We start from the raw sequence: 25,057 nt of genomic DNA, 5'->3' as shown, positions 1-25,057 counted from the left end.
GGGCGGCGCGACCGGGGCGGACGGATTCCGACGGCCGGACGGGTGTCACAGGGGCGGGGCAGAATCGGGCCGTGGCGGTGGTGGCGGTGGCGGCGGGCGAGCGGGGCGGTGGCGCGTTGCGGCCGCTGGACGCCGCCGGTCGGCCGCTCGGCGCGGTCGAGCTGGTCGACGACCTGCCCGGCGCCGTCGCCGCCCGGGAGAGCGTCGAGCGCCCCCGCTGGGTGTGGGGCTCCGGCACGGCGGTCTACCCGATCCTGTTGCGCGCCGGGGTGCGCGTCGAGCGCTGCCATGACCTCGAGCTGACCGAGGCGCTGCTGCTGGGGCACGCCGGCCGGTGGGGCGAGCCCCGTTCACCGGCCGCGGCGTTCGCCCGGCTCACCGGGGCCGCCGTGCCGCCCGATCCGCCGCCCCGGCCGCCCGCGCCGCCCGGCCACGGGCAGGCCACGCTCTTCGAGGCCGTCCCCGGCCTGCCGGCTCCCGGCATCGACGCCGTGACGAGGGTGTACGCCGACCAGCTCGCCCGGATCGCCGCCACCGCCCATCCCGGCCGGTTCCGGCTTCTGGTGGCCGCCGAGTCGGCCGGCGCGCTGGTCGCGGTGGAGATGGCCGCCGCCGGGCTGCCCTGGCGGGCCGACGTGCACGACGCGCTCCTCGCCGAGCTGCTGGGTGAGCCGTCCCCGGTGGGTGGGCCGCCCCGGCGGCTGGCCGAGCTGGCCGCCCGGATCGCCGAGGCCCTCGGCGTCCGGCAACTGCACACCGACTCCCCGGCGGAGCTGCTGCGCGCGTTCGCCCGGGTCGGCGTGGAACTGCCCAACACCCGGGCCTGGGTGCTGCGCGGCGTCGACCATCCGGCCGTGCCGCTGGTGCTCGAATACAAGGAGCTCTACCGTCTCTGGACGGCGCACGGCTGGGCCTGGCGGGACGCCTGGGTCCGCGAGGGTCGGTTCCGCCCGGAGTACGTCCCCGGCGGAGTGGTCTCCGGCCGGTGGGCGACCCGGGGCGGCGGTGCGTTGCAGATCCCCAAGGTGATCCGTCGGGCGGTGGTGGCCGATCCGGGCTGGGTGCTGGTGGTGGCCGACGCCGGTCAACTGGAACCCCGGGTGCTCGCCGCGGTCTCCGGTGACGCCCGGCTGGCCACCGCGGGCGCGGCCGGTGACCTCTATGCGGCGCTGGCCCGGGACTCCTTCGGCGGTGACCGGGTTCGCGCCAAGCTCGCCCTGCTCGGCGCGATGTACGGGCAGACCGGCGGTGGGGCGCTGCCGGCCCTGGCGGTGCTCAAACGCAGCTATCCGACCGCCTTCGGCTTCCTGGAGGCGGCAGCGCGTACCGGTGAGGCGGGCGGCCTGGTCCGTTCCTGGCTGGGCCGGACCTGTCCCCCGGGCACGGCGGGCCTCGGCGACGACGACACCCCGCCGGATCCGGATGCCGGCTCGGACCCCCGCTCGCCCCGGGCCAGGGCCGCCCGGTCCCGGGGTCGGTTCACCCGGAACTTCGTCATCCAGGCCACCGCCGCCGAGTGGGCCTCGACGCTGCTCGCCACCCTGCGCGGCGAGCTGGCCGACACCGGTGGGGAACTGGTCTTCTTCCAGCACGACGAGGTGATCGTGCACTGTCCCGCCGAGCTGGCCGGGGCGGTCGCCGAGGCGGTCCGCCGGGCCGGGGCACGGGCCTCGACCCTGCTGTTCGGAGACTCCCCGGTCCGTTTTCCCCTCGACCTCTCCGTGGTCGACTGCTACGCCGACGCCACCTAGCGCCCCACCCCACCCCACCGGGCCGTTGGCGGGGCCGGGGCGGGCCGGACCCAGTGGGTTATACGCGTGAAATATCCGTTTCGTGCCGACACTCATCTCGTGGGGGCTCGTTGCACCGGGTGTGCGTATCGCAGGAATGATCATCGCGGCGGGCGGCGGACGCCGGCTGGGCGGCCCGGAGGCGTTGCTGTGCCTGGAGGGCCGACCGCTGGTCAGTCGGATGATCGAGACGATGACCGAGGCCGGTTGTGGGCAGTTGGCGGTCGTGCTGGGGGCGGCGGCCGACGAGGTCCGCGCCGCTGCCGACCTGAGCCCGGCCACGGTGGTGGTCAACCGGGCGTGGGGCACGGGGGTCGGCTCGTCGATCCGGGCCGGACTGGCCGCGCTGGCCGACGAGCGGGTCGAGGCGGTGGTGGTGGTGCCGGTCGACATGCCCGGTCTGACCCCGGCGGCGGTCCGGCGGGTGGCCGCCCTGCCGTACCCGGACGTGCTCGCCTGCGCCACCTACGACGGACTGCGCGGCTACCCGATGCTCTTCGGCCGTCGGCACTGGGCCGGCATCGCCACACTGGCCAGCGCCGACGTCGGAGCCCGGCCCTACCTGCTGGCGCACAAGGACCAGATCGTCGACATCGCCTGTGACTCGGTCGCCGACGGCAAACGGGTGGACAGCCCGGAGCTGATGGCGCTCTACGGCCTCACCGTGCCACCCCAGCGGGTCGGCGTCTGAGGGCTGCGCTGGCGGGTCGCCCGGCCGCCCGGTCGGCGCTCAGCCGTCGCTCGGACGGCAGGCGTCCACCCGGTGCTGGGGGCGCAACCGCTGGTCGAAGGCGACGGTGACCGCCGAGCGGCCGGCGGGGGTCACCCGGACCGTCCGCTCACCGACGAACTCGGCGTCGATCCGTCCGCTGGGCCAACCGCGGCGGCAGTCCACCAGTTCCCGGTCGGCGTCGCGGCTGAGCAGGCCCGCCCGGGACCGTACCCGCAGCTCGGTGTGCGGGAGGTCCTTCCAGTCCCGGATGTCCAGCCGGACCACGGCGTACCGGCCGTCGGGGGAGACCGCCAGCGTCGAGTCCCGTTCGACGGTCGAGGCGAAACCGGTGCGGAACATACCCCAGGCGGAGGTGCCGACCCCGAGCAGCACCGCGCAGCCGAGCGCGCTGAGCCGTAGCGCCGTCGAGGCGGGGGGCTGCCGGGCGGCCAGCCAGCCGGCGGCCACCAGCGTCAGCGCGGCCAGGGTGGCCAGTCCGAGCAGGGGCAGCGGCCGGTGCAGGAACCGTGCCGCCGGGTAGAGCCGGGCGTACCCGGCGTCCCAGATGACACCGCCGAAGAGGGCCAGGGACAGCAGGACCGACAGGCCGGCGATCGATCGTCCGCGGCGGGTTCCGGCGAGGGTACGGGTCCTGGGGCCGGCGGACATGCTCGCATCGTAGGCGTCGCCGTACCCCCCGTACTTCCCCCGGTTGGGCGGTCCCGCCGTGGGGCAGGGTGCCGGGACCGGCCGGCACCGCAGTGACCAGGGAAGGTGCGCGAGACGGGGGCAGCCCCGGTCAGACCTCGATGTTGAACCGCTGGAGTACCGAGGGGGCGACCAGGCCGACCGCCGCGAGCACCGAGAGCACGGTCAGGGCGGTCCGCAGCACCACCACCTCGGCCTTGCTGCCGGTCCGCAGCGCGATGCTGTTGGGCAGCCCGATCATCGTCCACATCCGACGTTTGATCGGGATCGGCCAGAGGATCGGCACCCCGGCCTTGGTGATCATGTCGCCGAGGATGTGTACGAAACACCCTACCCCGACGGCCAGCCCGATCATCGGATAACCCCGGTCACCCGGCAGGTTGGCGAAGGTGAACCAGGCGGCGGCGGCCGAGACGAGCGTGACGATCACCCAGCCGGCCCGTTCGGCCCACTCGTCGAAGAGCCCGCGCAGCGCCAGTCCGATCATGAAGAACAGGATGCTCACCACCGCCCACTTGCCGTACGCGGCGCAGAGCGCGGTGGTGCCCCAGCCGACCAGGACGGTGAACGGAATGGTGTGGGTCAGGGTCCGGTGGCCGTTGTTGCGCCGTGGATCCCGGCTGAGTTTGGTGGCGTAGTAGACCCCGAGCGAGATCTTCTCCATCACCTCGGCGACGAAGAGCGAGAAGACGCCGAAGGTGCGGGCCACCGTGGCGCCGCCCTGGTTGCGGGTGACCTTGCCGGAGAGGTCGAGGTCGGGGAAGAGCGCGCCCCCGGCGCAGACCGCGGTGCCGACGGCCAACGCGAGCGGGGACTGGTGGTAGTCGGCGAAGTGGTCCAGTGCCCACGACCCGGTCAGCCACACCGCCGCGCCCGACAGTGCGTGGGACGGTCCCATCATGTCGCCTCGCCCCTCCCCGTTTTCTTGATCGACAACGCTACGCCACTGTGTCAGAGCCGCCGTCGACGGGGCAATCACCCGGATGGTCCACAGGAGAGGGCGTCAGGCGGCAGGGCGGAAACTCTGCCGGATCATCAGGAAGTATGTCGCGTTGACCTGCCAGTCGAACTGGTCTGTCAACCATGAGACGGTGTAGGCGCGTTCCGGGGCGACCCGCACCAGCAGCCGGGCGGTGTGCAGCCGGACGCCGGTCGGGCCGGTCCACTCGCACTCCCACAGCGCGCCGCCCCGGAACATGTCCAACGCCGAGATCTCCACCCGGCGGTAGCCGGCGAGCCGGCCGTCGTCGGTCAGCCGGCGCTCCTCGGTCCTCCAGTGGGCGACCGGGTCGGCCGGCGCGTCACCGGGGGCGACACTCAACACCCGGGGGCCACCCGGCTCCCGCAGGCAGGTCACGGTGCCCTCGGTGTAGCGCAGCCAGCCGGCCGGCGCGGCGATCCGGAATCCGGCCGGGTCCTCGTACCAGGTCCAACCGGGAACCAGGCCGAACCGCTCACCCGACGGCGGCGGCGCGGAGCGGACCGGGGTGGCGTTCGCCGGCGCGGGGGCGGCGCACGGGAAGGCCGCCGGCCGGGCCACCGGGTCGCCGGCACCGGCCCCCGGTGAGGGCGGCGTGGAACCGTCGGCCCGCAGGGCGAGCGTGGTGCCGGCTCCGGCCAGCAGGGCGGCCGCCACGGCCACCGCGACCAGGGCGATCCGGCGGTGACGGCGGACCCCGGCCGGCGCCACCGTGGTGTCCCGGGCGGGCTCGCGTCGCCGCTGTGCCGGGTCGCCCGGTGGCACCGACGTGGCAGCGAGCGCCGCCCGCAGCAGCGGTTCCGCCTCGGCGGCGGTGAGCCGTCGGTCAGGGTCGCGACGCAGCAGGCCGTCCAGCACCGGGCGGAGCTGGCCGGCCCGTCGCGTGGGGTCGGGGGGCTCGGTGGCCAGGGCGCTCAGTGTCGCCATCGCGCTCGACCGGGCGTACGGCGACCGGCCCTCCACCGCCGCGTAGAGGGTGGCCCCCAGCGACCACAGGTCGGTGCGCGGGTCGGACACCCCGTCGCGGGCACGCTCGGGGGCCACGAACTGCGGCGAGCCGAGCACCATGCCCGGCCCGGTCATCACCCCGTCGCCACCGTCGAAGGTGGCCAGCCCGAAGTCGGTCAGCACCACCCGACCGTCGTCGGCGACCAGCACGTTGTGCGGCTTCACGTCGCGGTGCAGCACCCCGGCGGCGTGCGCGGCGCGCAGGGCGGCCAGCACCGCCAGGCCGATCCCGGCCACCCGGTGCGGGTCCAGCGGACCGTCGTCGCCCAGGAGCTGCTGGACCGACCGGGAGGCGACGTACTCCATCACGATCCAGGGGCTGTCGCCGTCGTGCACCACGTCGTAGATGCGCACCACGTTGGGGTGGTTGAGCCGGGCGGCGGTACGGGCCTCGCGCAGCGTCCGCAGCCGCAGTTCCTCGCGTTCGGACTCGGCGAGCCAGTGCGGCGGGACGACCTCCTTGACCGCGACGTCCCGGTGCAGCATCTCGTCGCGCGCCAGCCAGACCCGGCCCATCCCGCCGGTGCCGACCAGATGGAGCAGCCGGTAACGCCCGGCGACCAGCAGCTGCTGCACGACGTTCCCCCTCGGCTCCCCCCGATACCAGGGTAGCCACCTAGCTGCGGTTTCTCGACCGCGGGCGCGGTGGGGAAGGACGGCGACCGGAGGCGGCGGACGGTGCGGGTTCCCCGGCCGGGACGTCGTCGGGGGGTGGCGTCAGGTGGGCGAGGTGATCTCGGTGGACCGGCCCCGGAAGCTCTCCCGGGCCACCCCCAGCTCGTCGGTGGAGGCGTTCCAGTCCTCGTCCGCCGCGGACCAGCTCAACATGTATCCGGCCAGGTCGCCGCCGACTATCAGCCGGACGGCGTGCTCCCGGCCGCCGAACGGGGTGTCCCAGCGGCATTCCCACTGGGCGCCGTCGCCGCCGGAGGCCACCAGCTTGATCTTGTCGTACCCGGGTAGGGCACCGAAGCCGAGCTGGGTGCGCTCCTCGGCCCGCAACCGGTCCAGCGCCGAACCACCGCCACCGACCAACGGCTCCACGCTGAGCGTCCGACGGCTGCCCGGGTCACGGAAGCAGTCCACCGTGCCCTCCTGGGTACGCAGCCAACCGACCGGTACGGCGATCCGGTAACCGGCTCCGTCGTGCCAGGTCCACCCGGGCGGGGGACGGAACCCGTCGTCCACGGTCGCCGGTCGACCGGTGACCTTCGTGCCGACCGGTTCGGGGCGCAGGCAGGGCAGGGGCGGTGGGGCGACGCCCGGTCCGCCGGGCGGCGGTGTCCCCGGTCGGCCCGTACCGGTACCGGGACCGGGCGGGCCGTAGGGGCGGGTCGAGGGTTTGCCGGTGGTCGGCACGTCGGTGGCGGGCGGTGCGGCCCGGTGGTCGTCGTCGCTGATCGCGATGGTGGTGCCGATCCCGACCGTCGCCCCCACCGCCAGCGTCACCCCGGCCAGCAGCCAGCCCCGGGCTCCCCCGGCCAGCCGGGCGGTCATCGCCGCCATCCCGCCCGTCCCGGTCGCCCGTCGGGAACCCGCGCCCGTGCCGGCCCGCCCCGGGCCGGACGCCCGCTGGCCGCCCGACCCCGGGTCCGCCGGGCTGCCCACCCCGGGCCCGCGGCCCTGCGGATCGACCAGTCCCGGGCGGTAGCCGGCCGGGTCGTCGGCACCCGCACCGGAGTCGCCGGTGCCGGGGCCGCCCGCTGCCGGGCCGCCGGTGCCGGAGGAGCTGCCGGGCGTCGCCCCGCCGGTGCCGGAGCCGCCCGGCGTCGGCCCGCCGGAGCCGCTCAGCGTCGGGCCGCCGGAGCCGCCGGAGCCGCTCAGCGTCGCCCCGCCGGAGCCGGTGGGGACCGTCGGAAGGCCGCCCGGTGGTGTGCCGACCACCCCGGCCCGGCCGACCCGCTCCGGGCCGGTGGCACCGGACGACGCCGGGGCGGGGGAGGTGGTACCCGACGACGCCGCAGCGGTGGAGGCGGCACCGGGTGACGTCGGAGCCGGGGCGGTGGCACGGGTCGGGGCCGGGGCGGGTCGGCCGGCGGCGTCGGGGGGAACCCGGCGGCCGGGCGGTCCCCAATCGCGTTCGGTGTCGCTCTCCGCCCGGCCCTGCGGTGACGGGGCCGCCGGACGACCGGCCGTCTCGCCGTCCCTACCCGGCCAGTGCGGCGGCGGGCTGGCCGGACGGGCCACCGGCATCACCACCGTGGGCGGTTCCACGCTGGGCACCGGCCGGGTCACCATCTCCAGCCGACGCGCCGTCTCGTCGTGGCCGATCCGCTGGCGGGGGTCGCGCAGCAGCAGCCCGTCCAGCACCGGGCGCAGCGGCCCGGCGTGCGGAGCCGGGTCCGGTGGCGAGGTGGCCAGGGCGGCCAGGGTGGCCATCGCGGTGCTCCGGGCGTACGGGGACCGGCCCTCCACGGCGGCGTGCAGGGTGGCCCCGAGCGACCACAGGTCCGCCTCCACGCTGGACACGCCCTCGGCGGCGCGTTCCGGGGCGACGAACTGCGGTGAACCGAGCACCATGCCGGGACGGGTCATCAGCCCGTCACCGCCGTCGAAGGTGGCCAGCCCGAAGTCGGTGAGCATCACCCGGCCGTCGTCGGCGACCAGGACGTTCTGCGGCTTCACGTCCCGGTGCAGCACCCCGGCGGAGTGCGCGGCGCGCAACGCGGCCAGCAGCGCCATCCCGATGTCGGCGGCGCGTACCGGGTCGACCGGGCCGGTGGTGTCCAGCACCGTCTGCAACGACTGGGACAGGACGTACTCCATCACGATCCACGGCCGCTCCTCGATCTGGACCACGTCGTAGACCCGGACCACATTGGGGTGGTTGAGCCGGGCGGCGGTACGCGCCTCACGCAGCGTCCGCAGCCGCAGCTCGTCGCGTTCGTCGTCGGCCAGCCAGGCGGGCGGGACGACCTCCTTGATCGCCACCTCGCGGTGCAACACCTCGTCGCGGGCCAGCCAGACCCGGCCCATGCCACCCCGGCCCACCATCTTCAACAGGCGGTACCGGCCGGCGATCACTACCTGCTGCACCGTTCTCCTCACCATCGGCCGAGGTACACCGTAGCCAATGGATCGGGACGGACCTATCGGTTGTCAGGTCTCGATCCGGTCAGCAGGCCGCGCCGTCGAGCGCCAGCAGGTTGCCCTCCGGGATGGCGATCCGTGGGCGACCACCGGCCAGCAGCGTCGCCGCCCGCCGGGCCTGGAAGCCGCCGTGCTCGCGGCGGGCGGTGGCGTAGCTGCTCACGGTACGTGCGGCGATGGCCGCCCAGCCGTAGCGCTCGCCGACCATGGTGCGTGCCCGACGGGCCACCCGGCGGGCGAAGACCTCGTCGCCGACGAGCCGGTCGACCGCACCGGCCAGCGCGCCCGGGTCGCTGTGCGGGAAGGTGACCCCGGTGACGCCCGGTTCGACGATCTCGGCCAGCCCGCCGGTGCTCGCCACGGCCAGCGGGGCACCGGCCGCCGCCGCCTCCAGGGCGATCATGCCGAACGGCTCGTAGAGGCTCGGCACGACGGTCGCGTCGGTGGCGGCGAGCATCGCCGGGAGCTGCCCGGCGTCCAGGAAGCCGGCGAACCGGACGCTGTCGGCGACGTGCAGCCGGTGCACCCGGTCGACCAGCTCGTCCTTGTACGGGCCGTCGCCGGCGATCACCACCCGCAGCCCCGGGTGCCGCTGCCGCAGGTGCGGCACGGCGTCCACCAGGTGTTGCACGCCCTTCTCGTAGACCAGCCGCCCGGCGTAACCGATCAGCGGGCCGTCCCCGGCGAACCGGGCGCGGGCCGAGGCGACCGCGCGCGGCCGGGCCCGCCAGGCCCGGTCGTCGACCCCGTTGGGTACCACGTCGACCCGGCCGGCGGGCACGTCGAACAACCGGCCCACCTGCTCGCGCATGTAGCCGGAGCAGGCGATCACCCGGGTCGAGGCGTTGCTGATCCAGTGTTCGACGCCGTGGATGGTGCGGTTCAGCTCCCCGGGCAGCCAGCCCTGGTGCCGACCGGCCTCGGTGGCGTGGATGGTGGTGACCAGGGGCAGGTCGAGGTGCTCGGCCAGGGTCACGGCGGTGTGCCCGACCAGCCAGTCGTGGGCGTGGACCACGTCGTAGTCGGCGGTGTCGGCGGCCCGCAGGGCGGTCCGGGTCAGGGTGTGGTTGAACGCCATCGTCCAGGCCAGCAGCGACCCGGTGGCCAGCGGAAAGGTCACCGGGTCCTCGGGGGCGCGCAGGACCCGGACCCCCTCGGCGTACTCCTCCAGCGGCGCACCCTCGGCGTGCCGGGTGACCACGGTGACCTCGTGCCCGGCGGCGGCCAGGGCGGTGGCCAGGGCGTGCACGTGCCGGCCGAGGCCGCCGACGAGCACCGGCGGGTACTCCCAGGAGAGCATCAGCACCCGCTGGTGCCGGCCGGGGTGGATGTCGATCACGTCGGCGTCAGGTGACATGCGGCCCCCTTCGGGTGTGTCCCGGGCACGCGCCGGTGGGACACCAGAGGGGTGTCTTCGCTGTGGCCCGGGGTCGGTGCCCATCCTGCCCAGTCGGGGATAACCAGCGGAGACGCCACCGTTGCCGGTGTGTAACGGCTGCCTATCGAGCCCGCCGGACCCGCAGCAGCTCGGCCACCGACCACGCCTGGAACGGGCAGCCGGTGGCGGCGTGCGGCGCGCTGCCGTCGGCGGTCTCGCTCACCGATCCCAGGCCGTACTCGCCGAGATGGCCGACGAGCCCGGCCAGCAGGTCGTCGGTGGGCAACCCGGCCCGGCGGTACGCCTCGACGAACGGACCGACCAGCCACGGCCAGACCGTCCCCTGGTGGTAGGCGCCGTCCCGGTCGGCCGGGCCGCCCCGGTGCCGGGGGGCGAACTCGGGCGAGTCGGGGGCGAGGCTGCGCGGACCCAGCGGGGTGAACAGCCCGGCCGCCACCCGACGCAGCGCCACCGGGTCCGGCTCCAGCGGGGCGTACGGCAGCGACCAGGCGAGCAGTTGGTTGGGTCGCAGCAGGTCGTCGTCGTGGTGCGCGGCCCCACCCAGCGGGTACGCCGGGGCGGGCGCGTCGACCACGTCGTGCAGCCAGCCCGCCGGGGTGGGGAACCGCTTGCCGAACGCCTCCCGCGCCCGGTCGTGCAGCCGCCACAGCTCGTCCGGGTCCTGCCCGGCCAGTTCGGTCAGCTCGGCCAACCCGGCCAACCCGTTGATCCACAACGCGTTGACCTCGACCGGCTTGCCGACCCGGGGGGTCACCGGCACCCCGTACACCCGGGCGTCCATCCAGGTCAGCGCGGTGCCGGGGGTGCCACCCTGGGTGATCAGCCCGTCGGCCGGGTCGACGGCGATGCCGTACCGGGTGCCGTCCAGGTGCGCCCGGACCACCCCGTGCAGCGCCGGCAGCAGCTCGTCACCCAGGTCGGTCTCGCCGGTCACGGTGACGTGCCGGCTCACCGCGTGCAGGAACCACAGCGTCGCGTCGACCGTGTTGTACTCCACCCTCCCGGTGTCGGCGGTGTTGGCCAGCATCCCCTCCGACAGCGTCGCCGCGTACGACCGCAGCAGCTCCCGCCCCTCGTCGGCCCGGCCGGTGCAGAGGAACAACCCCTCGTAGGAGGTCATCGTGTCCCGCGACCAGGCCCCGAACCAGGGGTAACCGGCCACCACGTCCGGCCCGGCGGGGGTACGCACCACGAACGCTTCGGCGGCCAGCGTCAGGGTCGCCTCCACCGCGTCGGCCGGCTTCGCCGCCGCCACCACCGCCCGGTGCCGCTGCCGGGCCGCCGCCACCACCCGCGTCGCCGGGGGCGGCTCCTCGGCCAGGTCACCGGCCCAGGCCAGCACCGACATGGTGTCCCCGGGGCGGTCCAGCGCGCCGGAGAACCGCCCGGCGTACCAGAGATCCTCCTCGGGGTGCAGCCCGCGCTCGGCCTCCTCGCGGTGGTGCACGCCGAGCCACCACTGACCCTCCGGCGTCCAGTCCGGGCCGGTCAGGCGGTACGCGCCCTCGATCACCGCGCCGCCGTCGGCGGGTTCCACCCGGGGCGTCGGCCCGTCGGCCCGCCGCTCGCCGTGCGCGTCGCGCCAGGTGCAGGCGGCCGAGAGGTCCAGCCGGACCGGGCCGCCGGCCACCAGCCGGTGCACCACCGCGACGGCGGGCCGACCGTACGTCATGGCCAGCTCCCGCTCGATCACCACGTCACCGATCCGCCACCGCCAGCGGGGCAGCCCGTCGACCAGGTCGAAGCGCTCCAGGTACTCGAAGCCGCGCGGGTCGACCACGCCCGAGGTCCACTCGTGCGCGCCGAGCCGGACCCGGGCCCCGGACGGCAGGACCACCGCCGGGTCCAGGCTGACCAGCCCCACCCGACGGGCCGCCGGGGTCTCCCCGGCCACCACCAGCAGACCGTGGTAGCGGCGGGTCCGCAGCCCGCTCACGGTGCCCATGGCGTACCCGCCGAGACCGTCGGTGACCAGCCATTCCCGGGTCGCTCCGCCGGCCAGTTCGCCGCAGACCCCCGGGCCGAATCCGAACTCGATCAACTTCTTTCCTCCTGTGGCGGCGAGGTGTAACACGCCACGACGACAATGGCCGCTGTGGTCAAGTACCCCGGCGGCGTCGAAAATGTGCAGGTGCGCACCGACCGATCGCCCTCCGACGCCCCGTCCCCCGATGCCGAGCGGCTCCGGCTCGCCCAGGCCGATGCCGGGGAGCAGGACTGGCGCGCATGGGGTCCCTATCTGTCCGAACGGGCGTGGGGGACGGTACGGGAGGACTACAGCGAGCACGGCACGGCATGGGACTACTTCCCCCATGACCACGCGCGGTCCCGAGCCTACCGGTGGAACGAGGACGGCATGGCGGGCGTCTGCGACGACCGGCAGACGTTCTGTTTCGCGCTGGCGCTGTGGAACGGGGTGGACCCGATCCTCAAGGAGAGGATGTTCGGCCTCGGCGGCGACGGCGGCAACCACGGTGAGGACGCCAAGGAATACTGGTGGTACCTCGACAGCACGCCCACCCACTCCTGGATGCGCTGGCGCTACCACTATCCGCAGGCCGCCTTCCCGTACGACGAACTGGTCGCCGTCAACGCCCTGCGCGGCCGGGACGAGACCGAGTACGAGCTGGTCGACACCGGCATCTTCGACGACGACCGGTACTGGGCGGTCACCGTCGACTACGCCAAGGCGTCCCCGACCGACCTGTGCATCCTGGTCACCGTCGCCAACCGGGCCGACGAGGCGGCCACCCTGCACGTGCTGCCCACGCTGTGGTTCCGCAACACCTGGGCCTGGGGTCCGCCCGGCGCGGACCGGGTGCCCCGGCTGACCGGCGAGGGCGGCCGGCTGGTCGGCGAGCACTGGGTGCTCGGGCAGATCCTGCTGGAGGGCGACGGCGGGCCGGTCCCGCTGCTCTGCGACAACGACACCAACGCCGAACGGCTGTGGGGGCTGCCCGGTCGTTCGCCGTACCCGAAGGACGGGATCAACGACCACGTGGTGGCCGGCGCGGCCACCGTCAACCCGGACCGGGAGGGGACCAAGGGCGCCCTGCACTACGTGCTCGACGTGCCGGCCGGCGGGCAGCGGCAGATCCGGCTGCGGCTGACCCGCACCGCGCCGCCGCCCGGGGCCGCCGTGCCGCCCCCGGCGGAGCTGGGGGCCGGCTTCGACGCGGTGGTGTGGGCGCGGCGGGCCGAGGCGAACCGCTTCTTCGCCGGGGTGATCCCGGCGGCGGCCAGCGCCGACGAGGCGCTGGTCGCCCGGCAGGCGATCGCCGGGCTGATGTGGGGCAAGCAGTTCTACCACTTCGACGTCAAACGGTGGCTGGAGGGCGACCCGGGCTCGACGCCGCCGGCCGGCCGCCGGCACGGGCGCAACAGCGCCTGGTGGCACATGACCAGCTTCGACGTGATCTCCATGCCCGACCCGTGGGAGTATCCCTGGTACGCCGCCTGGGACCTGGCCTTCCACTGCGTCACCATCGCCCGGGTCGACCCGGGCTTCGCCAAGGAGCAGGTGCTGCTCCTGCTCCGCGAGTGGTACCTGCACCCCAACGGCCAGATCCCGGCGTACGAGTGGGCGTTCGGCGACGTGAACCCGCCGGTGCACGCCTGGGCGGCGCTGAAGGTGTTCGAGATCGACGGCGGGCGCGACCACGAGTTCCTGGCCCGGGTGATGCACAAGCTGCTGCTCAACTTCACCTGGTGGGTCAACCGCAAGGACACCGGCGGCAACAACCTGTTCGAGGGCGGCTTCCTCGGGCTGGACAACGTCGGACCGTTCGACCGTTCGGCGGCGCTGCCGGTGGCCGGGGTGCTGGAGCAGTCCGACGGCACCGGCTGGATGGCGATGTACGCCCTCAACCTGCTGGACATGGCGATCGTGCTGGCCGAGCACGACCGGGCGTACGTGGACACCGCGACGAAGTTCTTCGAGCACTTCGCCTACATCGCCGCGGCCGGCTACTCGCAGGGGCTGTGGGACGCCGAGGACGCGTTCTTCTACGACGTGCTGCGGCTCGCCGACGGCAGTCAGGTGCCACTGAAGGTGCGCTCGGTGGTGGGGCTGCTACCGCTGGCGGCGACCACCCGGCTGAGCGCCCGCACCCTGCAACGCCTGCCCGAGCTGGGGGCCCGGCTGCGCTGGTTCCTCACCCAGCGTCCCGAGTACGCCGACGTGATCGGTGCCCGCCGGCTCGGCCCGGACGGCCGGCAGCAGCGGCTGCTGTCGATGGTCGGCCCGGAGCAGGTGGTCCGGCTGCTGGCCCGGATGCTCGACCCCGACGAGTTCCTCTCCGACTACGGCCTGCGGACGCTCAGCCGGGCGCACCTGGACAAGCCGTTCGCGGTCGACCTGGGCGGGCAGGAGTTCTGCGTCGGCTACGAGCCGGCCGAGTCGACCAGCGGGTTGTTCGGCGGCAACTCCAACTGGCGCGGTCCGATCTGGATGCCGACGAATTTCCTGCTGGTCAGCGCGCTGCGCGACTACGCGGCGTTCTTCGGCGACGACCTGCAGGTGGAGTACCCGACCCGGTCCGGGCGCAAGTGCACCCTGGACCAGATCGCCGACGACCTCTCCGTCCGGTTGATCTCCCTGTTCACCCGGGACGGGTGGGGGCGTCGGCCGATCTACGGCGCGTGCCAGCTCTTCCAGACGCATCCCGACTGGCGGGACCTGATCGCCTTCCCCGAGTACTTCCACGGCGACAACGGCGCGGGCCTCGGGGCCTGGCACCAGACCGGCTGGACCGCCCTGGTCGCCGACCTCATCCTGACCCTGCGCCGGGATAACCCGGAGGTGCCGGGCGGGTCGGGCCGCTAACGTGTCCGGGGTCGCCGCCGGTCGGGGGCGGACCGTCCGAGAGGGGATCGGGATGAGTGCGGATAGGGCCGGAACGACGCTGGTCTTCGACGCCGACGACACGCTCTGGGAGAACAACGTCCTGTTCGAGCGGGTAATCGACGATTTCCTGGACTGGCTCGACCATCCGACGCTCGACCGGGTGCAGATCCGTACCGTGCTCGACGACATCGAGCGGGCCAACGCGGTGGCCCACGGCTACGGCAGCAAGGTCTTCCTGCGCAGCCTCGGCGAGTGCCTGGCCCGGCTGCGCGAGCGGCCGGTCACCGAGCAGGAGCGGCGGGAGATCGACAGGTTGGCCACCGCGCTGGTCAACCACCAGGTCGAGCTGATGCCCGGGGTCGCCGACACGTTGGCCGCCCTGGCCACCCGGTACGACCTGCTGCTGCTGACCAAGGGGGACCGGGAGGAGCAGCAGCGCAAGCTGGACGCCTGCGGTCTGCTGCACCACTTCGCCGCCGCGCACGTGGTGGCGGAGAAGGACACCGGGACCTACCGGTGGCTGGCCCGGGAACACGGCTTCACCCCGGCCGACGCCTGGATGATCGGCAACTCTCCGAAGTCGGACATCCTGCCGGCGCGGGCGGCCGGGATGCGGGCGGTGTTCATCCCCAACGAGAACACCTGGATCCTGGAGGACGACGACCTCGACCCGGCCGACACCGGAGTGATCCGGCTGGCCGCCTTCCCGGATCTGCTCGCCCACTTCTAGCCGACCGTCGCTCCGACGGGCCGCCTCCGACAGGCCGGTTCGACGGGCCGTGGCGACGGGCCGCACCGACGCGGAACAGCGTCCGTCCGGCGGCGCGTGTCACGCCGGGATGCCGCATTTCCGCCCCGGTGTGAATCACCTTCCGGGCGGGGTCGGGCCGCTTGCCCGGCGACCCGGGGGCTGCCTAACCTTGCCCGGCGTTGACGACCCTGTCGGGGTGGTCGGGAACGCGCCGAAGTCCGGCACCGGGGGGCACCGTGGAGCTGAGTGCAGGCGGCCTGGGTCCGCGTGTCGGACCCGACGCGGCGGCCTGCCCCGCCCGTGGGGTCCGCAGCGGCGTACACCGCTGCCGGGCCGGACAGCCGGCGGTCGGGGTCGGGGAGTTGCGGACCCGGCCCTGACCCGCCGCCGGCGATCGTCCGGACGCCCGACTCCGGGCGTCAGGTGGTCGGTGGGGCATCCCGGATGCCGGCGGTGATGCGATCATGTCAGCGATGGAGACGACAACCGCCCCGGGCGGCGGCACGGCGTCCACGACGGGCCGTGGTCGGCTGGTCCCGCCGCCGAACCGCGCTGCGCGACTGACCACCCTGCCCACCGCGACCCGCCAGGTCGTCATCGTCACCGGCAGCGGTTACGCCACCACGCACGCCACCCTGGAGACGTTCCACCGGGCCGGCGGCCACTGGGTGCCGGTGTCGGCCCCGCTGGCCGCGCGGCTGGGGGCGAAGGGGTTCAGCGACCACCACACCGAGGGGGTGGCGACCACCCCCACCGGGGTCTACTCGTTCGGCCCCACCATGTACGGCATCGCCGCCAATCCCGGCGTACGGTTCCCCTACCACCGGGTGGTCACCGACGACTGGTGGAACGAGAACCCGAACTCGGCGGCCTACAACACCTTCCAGCACAGCGCCACCAACCCGGGCGGCTACAGCGAGGCGCTGTGGCGGGAGGTGCCCGCGTACACCCACTTCGCGGTGATCACCTACAACATGCCGCCGAACGTGCCGAAGCCGGTGCCGAACGCCGGCAGCGGCATCTTCCTGCACGAGTTCAGCACCGCCGCCGGTGGCCCGACCGCCGGCTGTGTCAGCCTGGCGCACGCCGACCTGGTGGCCGTGCTGCGCTGGCTGGACCCGAAGCACGCGCCGCGCATCGTGATCTGCCCGGCGCAGAACCTCGGCCGGTACTGAGCCGCTCAGGACACCTCGTTGCGGACGATCGCCACCGCCACCCGGCAGAACTCGTCCATGTCGGGCTGGAACCCGGCGGCGATGTCGGGGTGCAGCCCGGACCGGGTCTCCTCGAGCAGCCGCTGACAGACCTGCTCGACCGGTTCGCCCGCGTAGCTGGCCCGGACCCGGTCGGTGGCGGCCTGGAGAGCCGAGGTGAGCTGGTCCTCCAATGGGCCGCGCAGCTTCTGCTGCACCGGGTCGAGCCCTCTCGGGTCGAGCGTGACATGTGGCTCCGACATCGGCGCTCCCTTCGTCGGCGTCCGCGGTACCCCACCGCGGGCGTCGGTCAAACCACGGCTGGCGCGGCGGCCACCCGGACCTGGTACGAGAAGTCCTCCGCCGGCTCCTCCCGGTACGACAGCCGGCGGATCTGCCGGTCGTCGGCGTAGAGGGCGACGTCGACCAGGACCCCGAGGTGGGCCAGCCCGATGTTCGCCACCCGCTTCTTGTCCTGGAGCACCGCGCACACCCCACCGAGCAGGGTGCTGGCGTCGGACGTGCGGTGCCCGGGTGGGCACCGCAGGGTCAGGTCGACCTCGATCGGCCCGGCCAACGGTGTCCAGCCGGTCTGCTGGGCCGCGGTGCAGGCCGCTTCGAGCAGGGCGCGGACCCTCGTCGCCTGCCGATGGCCGGCGGCGAAGATGGACAGCGCTTCGGTTTTCACCGGTGGCAGGCCGCTCACCTCGAACGTCAGGGCGAGAGCGCGGGTCTCCTGCACCACGGAGCACCTCCTCGTTGAGGATGATCCTGCCCAACCCGGTGGCCGCGCCGGGGGAGTTCGCGGGAGAACCCACCGATCGGGCAGGCTGATGTCGGCCGGAGGCGTATCGACTACGACGGCGACGCGCTGGCTGTGGAGTGAGTGCGTCAACGCTAGTGCACGCGGCACCCCCGGGGTAGCCCGCCGACCGGCCAGTCGTGACCGGCCGACGGGACGCGCGGACGCCGACGCCGCTCACCCGCGCGACGGGACGCGAACGCTGACGTGACCGCCGCCGCCGGTGCGGGCGGCGCGACGTCGGGCGTGGCGGGGCGTGTCGCGGGCGGGCGGGATCAGCGGCGACCGCGCTTGACCTCGTGGAAGGCCGGCATCCGAAGCAGCGGCAGCAACGAGTCCCAGATGGTGAGGGCGTCGTCGCGCGCGGGCACCTCGGTCAGGATGGGTCCGTGGATGCCGCGCTCGGCGTCCGGCACCATCAGCACCGGCGCACCGATGTCCGGTCCGGCCGAGGAGTACGCGAGGTCGTGCGACTCGCGTACCGCCGCGTCCCAGCGGGCGTCCTCCAGGGCGGGTGCCGCGTCCTGGACACCGGCCGCCTTGACGGCCGCGTCGACCAGGTCGGCCGAGAGCGGGGTGCCGGCGTCGTGGGTGTTGACGCCCAGCTCGGTGTAGAACCGGCCGGTGTCCGCACCGCGCCCGTCGGCGCGCAGCGCCTCGACCAGCCGCAGCGCCCGGGCGGAGGCGGCCATCGGCTCGGCGAACTGCGGCGGGATCCGTCCGGCGTTGAGAATGCTCAGGCTGAACGCCCGCCACTCGATGGTCAGGTCACGAGCCTCGGCCACCGTGACCAGCCAACGCGACGCGCGCCAGGTCCACGGGCAGGCGGGATCGAAGAAGAAGGTGGCATCCATCGGCCGAGCCTACGTCGGCCCCGCCGCGCACCCCGTCCGGCCCCGCCGCGGACCCCCGTCCGGCCCCGCCGCGCACCCCGACCCGACCCGGCCTCGCGCGGCTCAAGTTCGATCCGATCCGATCCGGGGTGCGGCCCCGATCCGGGGTGCGGCTCGGCCTCGGGGTGCGGCTCGGCCCCCGGGGTGCGGCTCGGCCCGGCTCAGTGCCCGGGGCGGTGGCCGGAGGCCGGGGCCGACCAGGCTCCCCGGCGTGGCGGGTGAGCCTGGTCGGGTGAGCCGGGTCAGTGTTGCTTGGCGTAGCAGACGAACGCCGTCCAGGCCGTCCGGTCGAAGTGGAGGGTGCCGCCCTCGCGGTCCTTGGTGTCGCGCACCAGCACCCGGTCGGGCAGGTTGTCGGCGACCTCGACGCACGATCCGCCGTTGCCGCCGGACCTGGTCGACTTCCGCCACTGCGGGGTCATCATGTCCATGACTTCGCCACTTCCTCGATCAGCTCGATTGACTGCCGGCGGGGGAGCGCCTCGTTCCGCACGATCTCCCACGTCCTGGCCAGACTAGCAACGTCGGTCGGCGCATCGACGATCTGCGCGGTGAGCTGGTTGTCCGCGTGCGCCACCCGCTCGCCGTCGGGCATCTCGGCGATGATGAACTGCCCGGCCAGCCCCAGGTACATGCCGGCGTCGGTCGGCACGACGTGCACCTGGACGTGCTCCTCGGCGGTCAACCGGGCCAGGTGCTCGCACTGCTCGATCATCAGCCCCGGCTGGTCGAGCACCGGCCGACGGAGCACCGCCTCGTCGATCACGCAGATGAGCTGCGGCGGGCGTTCCCGCCGGAGGATCGCCTGCCGTTCGAGCCGGGACGCCACGATCCGGTCGACGTCCTCCGCGGCGAACCGGCCGCCGGCCAGCGTCGCGCGGGCGTACCGCTCGGTCTGCAACAGGCCCGGCACGTACGTCATCTCGAACCAGCGCAGGGTGGTCGCCTCCCGCTCGAACTCGATCCACTCCCGCAGCCAGGCCGGCTCGGCGTCGAGCCGGCCCAGCCTCTCCAGCATCCGTTGGAAGCGCCCGCCGGTCTCGTGGCAGCCGTCGACCGCCCGCATGAACTCCCTGGTGGGCGCCCGACCGCCGGTCTCCACCGAGCTGACGTGCGACCCCGAATAGCCGATGCCCTTGCCGAAATCCTCCTGGCTGAGCCCGAGCCCCGTCCGGAACAGACGTAACTCCTCCAGCACGTAGTCGGTAGCTGTCCCCATCACACCCCCAACCTCTGCCCACCGTGGATCGGCGGGTCTGTCGTGATTGCTCACCCGCGGTGCTGAGCTGCGCAGATGCGGTGAGCGTGTATCCACGGTAATGGGTCGATCACCAGACTGTCACCATGGCGGACCCGCTGGCAGCCAGGGAGGGCGGTAGCGGGTCCTGCTGCGGGGCCGCTCCCGATCCCCCGTGCGGGAGCGGCCCCTTCCAGGACCGGATCGACGGGGATCGACCCGAGGAGGTGGCGACGGTGGTCCGACCGCCCGTCCCGCACGTCGCGATGCGCCCGCTGTGGCGGTGCCGCAACTGTGGCCGGGAGTGGCCCTGCCAACCGGCCAAGCTCGCCCTGCTCACCGAGTTCCGGCAGGACCGCACCGGGCTGCTCGTCTACCTCGGCGTCCTGATGACCGAGGCGACCCGCCAGCTCGGCCAACTGCACCCGGGGCACCCACCGGCCCGGATGACCGAACGCTTCCTGTCCTGGGCGCGGGCGCGGGGCTGAGGCCGGCTGTCCTGGGCGTGGGGCTGAGGCCGGCTGTCCTGGGCGTGGGGCTGAGGCCGGCTGCCCTGGGCGCGGGGGCGGGGCTGAAACCGGGCATCCGGCCCGAGGAGCCACCATCGGGGGCGTCGGGAGCCCACGCGGCGGCCGGAGCCCGGGTACCGGCCCGGACCCGGGTTGCCGGCAGGTTTCGCGGCGTGGCGGGCCGGGCAGTCTAGGCGCACGGAACGGCTGGGCAGGCGCGTTTCCGCACGTCAGAGGCCCGGCCACGGGCCGGGGCGCGGGTCACTTCCCCGGTTTTCGCCGAAGAGAGGGGGAGGGTGATGACGGACCCCGGAACGGCCCGACACCGGCGTCGGCCGGCGCTCCGGGCCGGGGCGGCGGCAGCCGCGTTGGCGCTGGTCGCGCCGCTGGCCGCGTGCGGCGCCGACGACGGTGGCGGAGGCACACCGACGATCAACCTGTACTACCCACCGGAGCAGAACCTGCAGAAGGTGGTCGACGACTGCAACACCCGGGCCGAGGGACGTTACAGGATCGCCTACCGGGTGCTGCCCCGGCAGGCCGACGACCAGCGGGTGCAACTGGTCCGCCGGCTGGCCGCCGAGGACAGCGGGATGGACGTGCTCGGCCTGGACGTCACCTGGACCCAGGAGTTCGCCAGCGCGAAGTGGATCCGCGAGTGGACCGGCCAGGACAAGAGTGAGGTCGAGCAGGGCACCCTGGCGGGCCCGCTGGACACCGCCCGCTACGAGGACAAGCTCTACGGAGCGCCGAAGAACACCAACGTGCAGCTGCTCTGGTACCGCAGCGACCTGGTCCCGCAGGCCCCGAAGACCTGGGACGACATGATCAACACGGCCAAGGACCTCAAGGGGCAGGGCAAGCCGTACCAGGTGCTCACCATGGGCGCGCAGTACGAGGGCCTGGTGGTGCTCTACAACACCCTGGCCGAGAGCGCCGGCGGCAAGATCCTCAGTGACGACGGCAAGAAGGCCGTGCTGGACGACGGCGCCGTCAAGGCCCTCGACCAGCTCCAGCGGTTCGCCACGTCGGGCGTGACGTCGCCGTCGTTCAGCAACTCCACCGAGGATCCGGTCCGGCTCGACTTCCAGTCCGGCAAGGGCGCGTTCCAGGTCAACTGGCCGTTCGTCTACCCGGCGTTGCAGGAGGCCGACCCGGAGCTGGCCAAGAAGGTCACCTGGGCCCGGGTACCCGGCGTAGACGCGAACACCCCCAGCAAGGTCACCATCGGCGGGATCAACATGGCGGTCAGCGCCTACTCCAGGCACCCGACGGAGTCCTTCGAGGCGGCGAAGTGCATCCGGGACGCCAAGAACCAGAAGTTCTCCGCGGTCAACGACGGGGTGCCCCCGACCATCGAGTCGGTCTACGACGACCCGGAGATGGACGAGGCGTACCCGATGAAGGAGACCATCCTGGAGGAGCTGAAGGACCCGGCGGTCCGGCCGCTGACCCCCGCGTACCAGAGCATCTCCACGGTGATGTCGGCGATCCTGTCGCCGCCGTCGGCGATCCGGCCGGAACAGACGGCCAAGGAGCTGCGCGAGGCGATCTCCGACGCGCTCCAGTCCAAGGGGGTCCTGCCGTGAGCCGCTCCGACACCGCTCCCGCGCCGCCGTCCGGCCGCCGACGGGGCAGAGCCCCGTTGAGCGAGAACAAGAAGGCCGAACGGAAGCTGGGCTGGCTGCTCTGCGCCCCGGCCGCGCTGGTCATGGTGCTGGTCACCGCGTACCCGATCATCTATTCGGTCTGGCTGTCGCTGCAGCGCTTCGACCTGCGCTTCCCCGACCAGCGCGAATTCATCGGGCTGGAGAACTACGTCACCGTGCTCAGCAACGAGTTCTGGTGGACCGCGTTCGGGGTGACCATGCTGATCACGGTGGTCACCGTCGCGGTGGAGCTGGTGCTCGGCATGGGGCTGGCCCTGGTCATGCACCGCACCCTGGTCGGCCGGGGCATCGTGCGGACCGCGGCGCTCATTCCCTATGGCATCGTCACGGTCGTCGCCGCGTTCTCCTGGCGGTACGCCTGGACGCCCGGCACCGGCTACCTGGCCAACCTCTTCGACGGCAGCGCCCCGCTGACCGAGCGGGCCAGTTCGCTGGCGATCATCATGCTGGCGGAGATCTGGAAGACCACCCCGTTCATGGCCCTGCTGCTGATGGCCGGGCTGGCCCTGGTGCCGGAGGACCTGCTCAAGGCGGCCTCCACCGACGGGGCGACGGCCTGGCAGCGGTTCACCAAGGTGATGCTGCCGGTGATGAAGCCGGCCATCCTCGTCGCGCTGCTGTTCCGCACCCTGGACGCGTTCCGGGTGTTCGACAACATCTTCGTGCTCACCAACGGCGGCAACGAGACCTCGTCGGTGTCGATGCTCGCCTACAACAACCTGATCCGGGGGCTCAACCTCGGCATCGGCTCCACGATGTCCGTGCTGATCTTCATCACGGTGGCGATCATCGCGTTCGTCTTCGTGAAGCTGTTCGGCACCGCTGCCCCGGGCAGCGACGACGGGGAGAGGCGCTGACATGGCCGACACCACCACCCGGGCGAAGCTGCGCTGGGGCCTGATCGACGTCATCGTCGTCGTCTTCGCCTTGGTCCCCGTGCTCTGGATCGCCTCCCTGTCGTTCAAGACCCCGGCCACCCTCACCGACGGCAGGTTCTGGCCGCGGGAGTGGACGCTGGACAACTACCGGAGCATCTTCGACACCGACCAGTTCGTCCGGGCCCTGGTCAACTCGATCGGCATCGCCCTGATCGCCACGTTCATCGCGGTGGTGCTCGGCGCGATGGCCGCGTACGCGATCAGCCGGCTGGACTTCCCCGGCAAGCGCCTGCTGGTCGGGGTGTCCCTGCTGATCGCGATGTTCCCGCAGGTGTCGCTGGTGTCGCCGCTGTTCGAGATCGAGCGGCAACTCGGCCTCTTCGACACCTGGCCGGGGCTGATCCTGCCGTACATCACCTTCGCCCTGCCGCTGGCGATCTACACGCTGTCGGCGTTCTTCAAGCAGATCCCGTGGGACCTGGAGAAGGCGGCGAAGATGGACGGCGCGACCCAGGGGCAGGCGTTCCGCCGGGTGATCGCCCCGCTGGCCGCCCCGGGCCTGTTCACCACGGCGATCCTGGTCTTCATCTTCTGCTGGAACGACTTCCTGTTCGCCATCACGCTCACCTCGACCGAGCGGGCCCGGACGGTGCCGGTGGCGCTGTCGTTCTTCACCGGCGAGTCGCAGTTCGAGGACCCCACCGGGGCGATCTGCGCCGCCGCCGTGGTGATCACCATTCCGATCATCCTGTTCGTGCTCTTCTTCCAGCGCCGCATCGTCTCCGGCCTGACCTCCGGCGCCGTCAAGGGATAGGTGACAACAATGGCTGACATCGTGCTGGACAAGGTGAGCAAGAGCTTCCCCGACGGCACCGTCGCGGTCCGGGACGTCGACCTGGAGATCGCCGACGGCGAGTTCGTCATCCTGGTCGGCCCGTCCGGCTGCGGGAAGTCCACCACCCTCAACATGATCGCCGGGCTGGAGGACATCAGCTCCGGTGAACTGCGCATCGGCGGGCAACGGGTCAACGACAAGGCCCCCCGCGACCGGGACATCGCGATGGTGTTCCAGTCCTACGCGCTCTACCCGAACATGACGGTGCGGGAGAACATGGCCTTCCCGCTGCGGCTGGCCAAGCTGGACAAGGCGACCATCGACCAGAAGGTGGACGAGGCGGCGAAGGTGCTGGAGCTGACCTCGCTGCTCGACCGTAAGCCGGCGAACCTCTCCGGTGGGCAGCGCCAGCGGGTGGCGATGGGTCGGGCGATCGTCCGGCAGCCCAAGGCGTTCCTGATGGACGAGCCGCTGTCCAACCTGGACGCCAAACTGCGGGTGCAGATGCGCACGGTGGTGTCCCGGTTGCAGAAGAAGCTCGGCACCACCACCGTCTACGTGACCCACGACCAGACCGAGGCGATGACCCTCGGCGACCGCGTGGTGATCATGCGGGGCGGCGCGATCCAGCAGGTCGGCCCGCCCCAGGAGCTGTACGACCACCCGCGCAACCTGTTCGTCGCCGGGTTCATCGGCTCGCCGTCGATGAACTTCCTGCACGCCGCCGTGGCGGACGGGAAGCTGCGTACTGCCCTCGGTGACGTCACGATCGGCGACCGGATCCGCCGTGAGCTGGAGGGGGCCGACGCGCCCCGGGAGCTGATCCTCGGCATCCGGCCCGAGCACTTCGAGGACGCCGAACTGATCGACGACGAGACCCGGGCCCGGGGCATGGAGTTCACCGCGCCCGCCGAGATCGTCGAGTCGATGGGTTCCGACAAGTACGTCTACTTCACCGTCGAGGGAGAGCGGGCCAGCGCCGCCGAGTTGGAGGAACTGGCCGCCGACGCCGGTGCCGACTTCAGCGGCGGTGGGGGCAACCTGGTGACCCGGCTGTCGGCCGAGTCCCCGGTACGGGAGGGGGAGGACCGCCGGGTCTGGTTCAACCTGGAGAAGATCCACCTGTTCGACCCGGCGACCGGCCGGAACCTGACCCTGCACGAGGGCCGGTCGGCCGGCGCGCTCGGCGACTGACCCACCCCCTCACCCCGGATCGGTGGCCGCACGCCCACCCGGCACCAGCGGCGTGCGCCCACCGATCCCCCGAACCCTGCTCTGCCGTCCCGCGCCGCCTGCGGCCTCGGTACCTCGCCCGGTGCCCCTCAGGTGTCCGGCGTTCCGCCCGTGCCGCCTGGCCCGCCCGTGTCGCCTGGCCCGCCCATGTCGCCTGGCCCGCCCATGCCGCCTGGCCCGCCCATGCCGCCTGGCCCGCCCGTGCCGCCTGGCCCGCCCACCCCTCCGGTCTCGTCCGCCCTTCCCTCCGCCCGCTTACCCACCCGTGCCGATCGACACGGACAGTGACCTGACACCGGGCGAACCCCATCACCTCCGGAGGCTTTGCTCTGCTGCCCCGTAGGCGACAGCCACGATGAGTAGCCGTCGCATCTAGGGCAGCAGAGCAAAGCTTCCGTGAGAGGTTGGTGGAGGTCGGCGGAGGGTTGCGACGTAAGCGCAGCTCAGGGGAGGTTTTGCTTGTCCTGGTGGAGCGCTGGCCCTGGCGACGGTGGATGACCTGCGGTTACTCTCGGTAACAGACT

Annotated in this window: 21 protein-coding genes; 10 read left to right on the top strand and 11 right to left on the bottom strand. The window is 73.1% G+C overall.

What is annotated here, in order from left to right:
• The first annotated feature begins 71 nt into the window (after nucleotides 1-71).
• Together O7612_RS20545 and O7612_RS20540 are read left to right on the top strand one after the other, a co-directional pair.
• Entirely contained in the window at nucleotides 72-1,751 is a 1,680-nt protein-coding gene (locus O7612_RS20545; RefSeq protein ID WP_282266642.1) for a bifunctional 3'-5' exonuclease/DNA polymerase, read from the top strand.
• 136 nt (nucleotides 1,752-1,887) lie between these two features.
• Nucleotides 1,888-2,481, top strand: coding sequence for an NTP transferase domain-containing protein (locus O7612_RS20540; protein WP_282273973.1), 594 nt, complete (start codon nucleotides 1,888-1,890; stop codon nucleotides 2,479-2,481).
• A gap of 39 nt (nucleotides 2,482-2,520) precedes the next feature.
• On the opposite strand, the gene O7612_RS20535 is transcribed toward O7612_RS20540, so the two are convergent.
• The 6 genes from O7612_RS20535 to O7612_RS20510 all read right to left on the bottom strand — a co-directional run bounded on the left by O7612_RS20535 (nucleotide 2,521) and on the right by O7612_RS20510 (nucleotide 11,727).
• Nucleotides 2,521-3,171, bottom strand: a complete 651-nt coding sequence (locus tag O7612_RS20535) for a hypothetical protein (RefSeq protein ID WP_282266640.1) — start codon at nucleotides 3,169-3,171, stop codon at nucleotides 2,521-2,523.
• 130 nt (nucleotides 3,172-3,301) lie between these two features.
• Nucleotides 3,302-4,111 carry a metal-dependent hydrolase gene (locus O7612_RS20530; protein WP_282266638.1) on the bottom strand — a complete coding sequence of 270 codons (810 nt, stop codon included), beginning with the start codon at nucleotides 4,109-4,111 and terminating at the stop codon, nucleotides 3,302-3,304.
• Nucleotides 4,112-4,213: 102 nt separating this feature from the next.
• Nucleotides 4,214-5,773 carry a serine/threonine-protein kinase gene (locus O7612_RS20525; RefSeq protein WP_282266636.1) on the bottom strand — a complete coding sequence of 520 codons (1,560 nt, stop codon included), beginning with the start codon at nucleotides 5,771-5,773 and terminating at the stop codon, nucleotides 4,214-4,216.
• Nucleotides 5,774-5,914: 141 nt separating this feature from the next.
• A complete protein-coding gene (locus O7612_RS20520) occupies nucleotides 5,915-8,248 on the bottom strand; it encodes a serine/threonine protein kinase (RefSeq protein WP_282266634.1) in 2,334 nt (777 codons plus the stop codon).
• A 64-nt stretch (nucleotides 8,249-8,312) separates the two neighbouring features.
• A complete protein-coding gene (locus O7612_RS20515) occupies nucleotides 8,313-9,644 on the bottom strand; it encodes a glycosyltransferase family 4 protein (RefSeq protein WP_282266632.1) in 1,332 nt (443 codons plus the stop codon).
• Between the two features lie 142 nt (nucleotides 9,645-9,786).
• The gene (locus O7612_RS20510) at nucleotides 9,787-11,727 is read right to left on the bottom strand and encodes an amylo-alpha-1,6-glucosidase (RefSeq protein WP_282266630.1); all 1,941 of its coding nucleotides are present in this window, start codon (nucleotides 11,725-11,727) and stop codon (nucleotides 9,787-9,789) included.
• 45 nt (nucleotides 11,728-11,772) lie between these two features.
• Here O7612_RS20510 and O7612_RS20505 point away from each other — a divergent pair, with 45 nt between their 5' ends.
• From O7612_RS20505 to O7612_RS20495, 3 genes are all read left to right on the top strand, one after another.
• Nucleotides 11,773-14,511 (top strand): glucosidase, encoded by a 2,739-nt coding sequence (locus O7612_RS20505; RefSeq protein WP_282266628.1) that lies wholly within the window; start codon nucleotides 11,773-11,775, stop codon nucleotides 14,509-14,511.
• Between the two features lie 52 nt (nucleotides 14,512-14,563).
• Nucleotides 14,564-15,262 (top strand): HAD family hydrolase, encoded by a 699-nt coding sequence (locus O7612_RS20500; RefSeq protein WP_282266626.1) that lies wholly within the window; start codon nucleotides 14,564-14,566, stop codon nucleotides 15,260-15,262.
• A 494-nt stretch (nucleotides 15,263-15,756) separates the two neighbouring features.
• Nucleotides 15,757-16,458 carry a L,D-transpeptidase family protein gene (locus O7612_RS20495; RefSeq protein WP_282266624.1) on the top strand — a complete coding sequence of 234 codons (702 nt, stop codon included), beginning with the start codon at nucleotides 15,757-15,759 and terminating at the stop codon, nucleotides 16,456-16,458.
• A gap of 5 nt (nucleotides 16,459-16,463) precedes the next feature.
• On the opposite strand, the gene O7612_RS20490 is transcribed toward O7612_RS20495, so the two are convergent.
• From O7612_RS20490 to O7612_RS20470, 5 genes are all read right to left on the bottom strand, one after another.
• Complete coding sequence (locus O7612_RS20490; RefSeq protein ID WP_067308270.1) at nucleotides 16,464-16,739, bottom strand: hypothetical protein; 276 nt, start codon at nucleotides 16,737-16,739, stop codon at nucleotides 16,464-16,466.
• Between the two features lie 47 nt (nucleotides 16,740-16,786).
• Entirely contained in the window at nucleotides 16,787-17,218 is a 432-nt protein-coding gene (locus O7612_RS20485; RefSeq protein WP_282273972.1) for a hypothetical protein, read from the bottom strand.
• Nucleotides 17,219-17,553: 335 nt separating this feature from the next.
• Nucleotides 17,554-18,132, bottom strand: a complete 579-nt coding sequence (locus tag O7612_RS20480; RefSeq protein WP_282266621.1) for a DsbA family protein — start codon at nucleotides 18,130-18,132, stop codon at nucleotides 17,554-17,556.
• Between the two features lie 281 nt (nucleotides 18,133-18,413).
• Nucleotides 18,414-18,596: a DUF397 domain-containing protein gene (locus O7612_RS20475; RefSeq protein ID WP_282273971.1), complete on the bottom strand. Its 183-nt coding sequence runs from the start codon at nucleotides 18,594-18,596 to the stop codon at nucleotides 18,414-18,416.
• The gene (locus O7612_RS20470; RefSeq protein WP_282266619.1) at nucleotides 18,593-19,390 is read right to left on the bottom strand and encodes a helix-turn-helix transcriptional regulator; all 798 of its coding nucleotides are present in this window, start codon (nucleotides 19,388-19,390) and stop codon (nucleotides 18,593-18,595) included. The genes O7612_RS20475 and O7612_RS20470 overlap by 4 nt, the downstream gene beginning before the upstream one ends.
• A gap of 254 nt (nucleotides 19,391-19,644) precedes the next feature.
• Between O7612_RS20470 and O7612_RS20465 the strand changes: the two genes are divergently transcribed.
• The 5 genes from O7612_RS20465 to ugpC all read left to right on the top strand — a co-directional run bounded on the left by O7612_RS20465 (nucleotide 19,645) and on the right by ugpC (nucleotide 24,494).
• Nucleotides 19,645-19,896, top strand: a complete 252-nt coding sequence (locus tag O7612_RS20465) for a flavin reductase (RefSeq protein ID WP_282266617.1) — start codon at nucleotides 19,645-19,647, stop codon at nucleotides 19,894-19,896.
• A 320-nt stretch (nucleotides 19,897-20,216) separates the two neighbouring features.
• Nucleotides 20,217-21,506, top strand: coding sequence for an ABC transporter substrate-binding protein (locus O7612_RS20460; RefSeq protein WP_282266615.1), 1,290 nt, complete (start codon nucleotides 20,217-20,219; stop codon nucleotides 21,504-21,506).
• Nucleotides 21,503-22,444 (top strand): sugar ABC transporter permease, encoded by a 942-nt coding sequence (locus O7612_RS20455; RefSeq protein ID WP_348774242.1) that lies wholly within the window; start codon nucleotides 21,503-21,505, stop codon nucleotides 22,442-22,444. The genes O7612_RS20460 and O7612_RS20455 overlap by 4 nt, the downstream gene beginning before the upstream one ends.
• 1 nt (nucleotide 22,445) lies before the next feature.
• Entirely contained in the window at nucleotides 22,446-23,279 is an 834-nt protein-coding gene (locus O7612_RS20450; RefSeq protein WP_282266612.1) for a carbohydrate ABC transporter permease, read from the top strand.
• Between the two features lie 9 nt (nucleotides 23,280-23,288).
• On the top strand, nucleotides 23,289-24,494 hold the full coding sequence (gene ugpC, locus O7612_RS20445; RefSeq protein WP_282266610.1) for a sn-glycerol-3-phosphate ABC transporter ATP-binding protein UgpC: 1,206 nt from the start codon (nucleotides 23,289-23,291) through the stop codon (nucleotides 24,492-24,494).
• Nucleotides 24,495-25,057 lie beyond the last annotated feature (563 nt).

Source organism: Micromonospora sp. WMMD987 (genome assembly GCF_029581435.1).
Lineage (GTDB): Bacteria > Actinomycetota > Actinomycetes > Mycobacteriales > Micromonosporaceae > Micromonospora > Micromonospora rifamycinica.
Note: the sequence above shows the minus strand (reverse complement) of the source record. Positions and strands in the feature narration are given on the sequence as shown.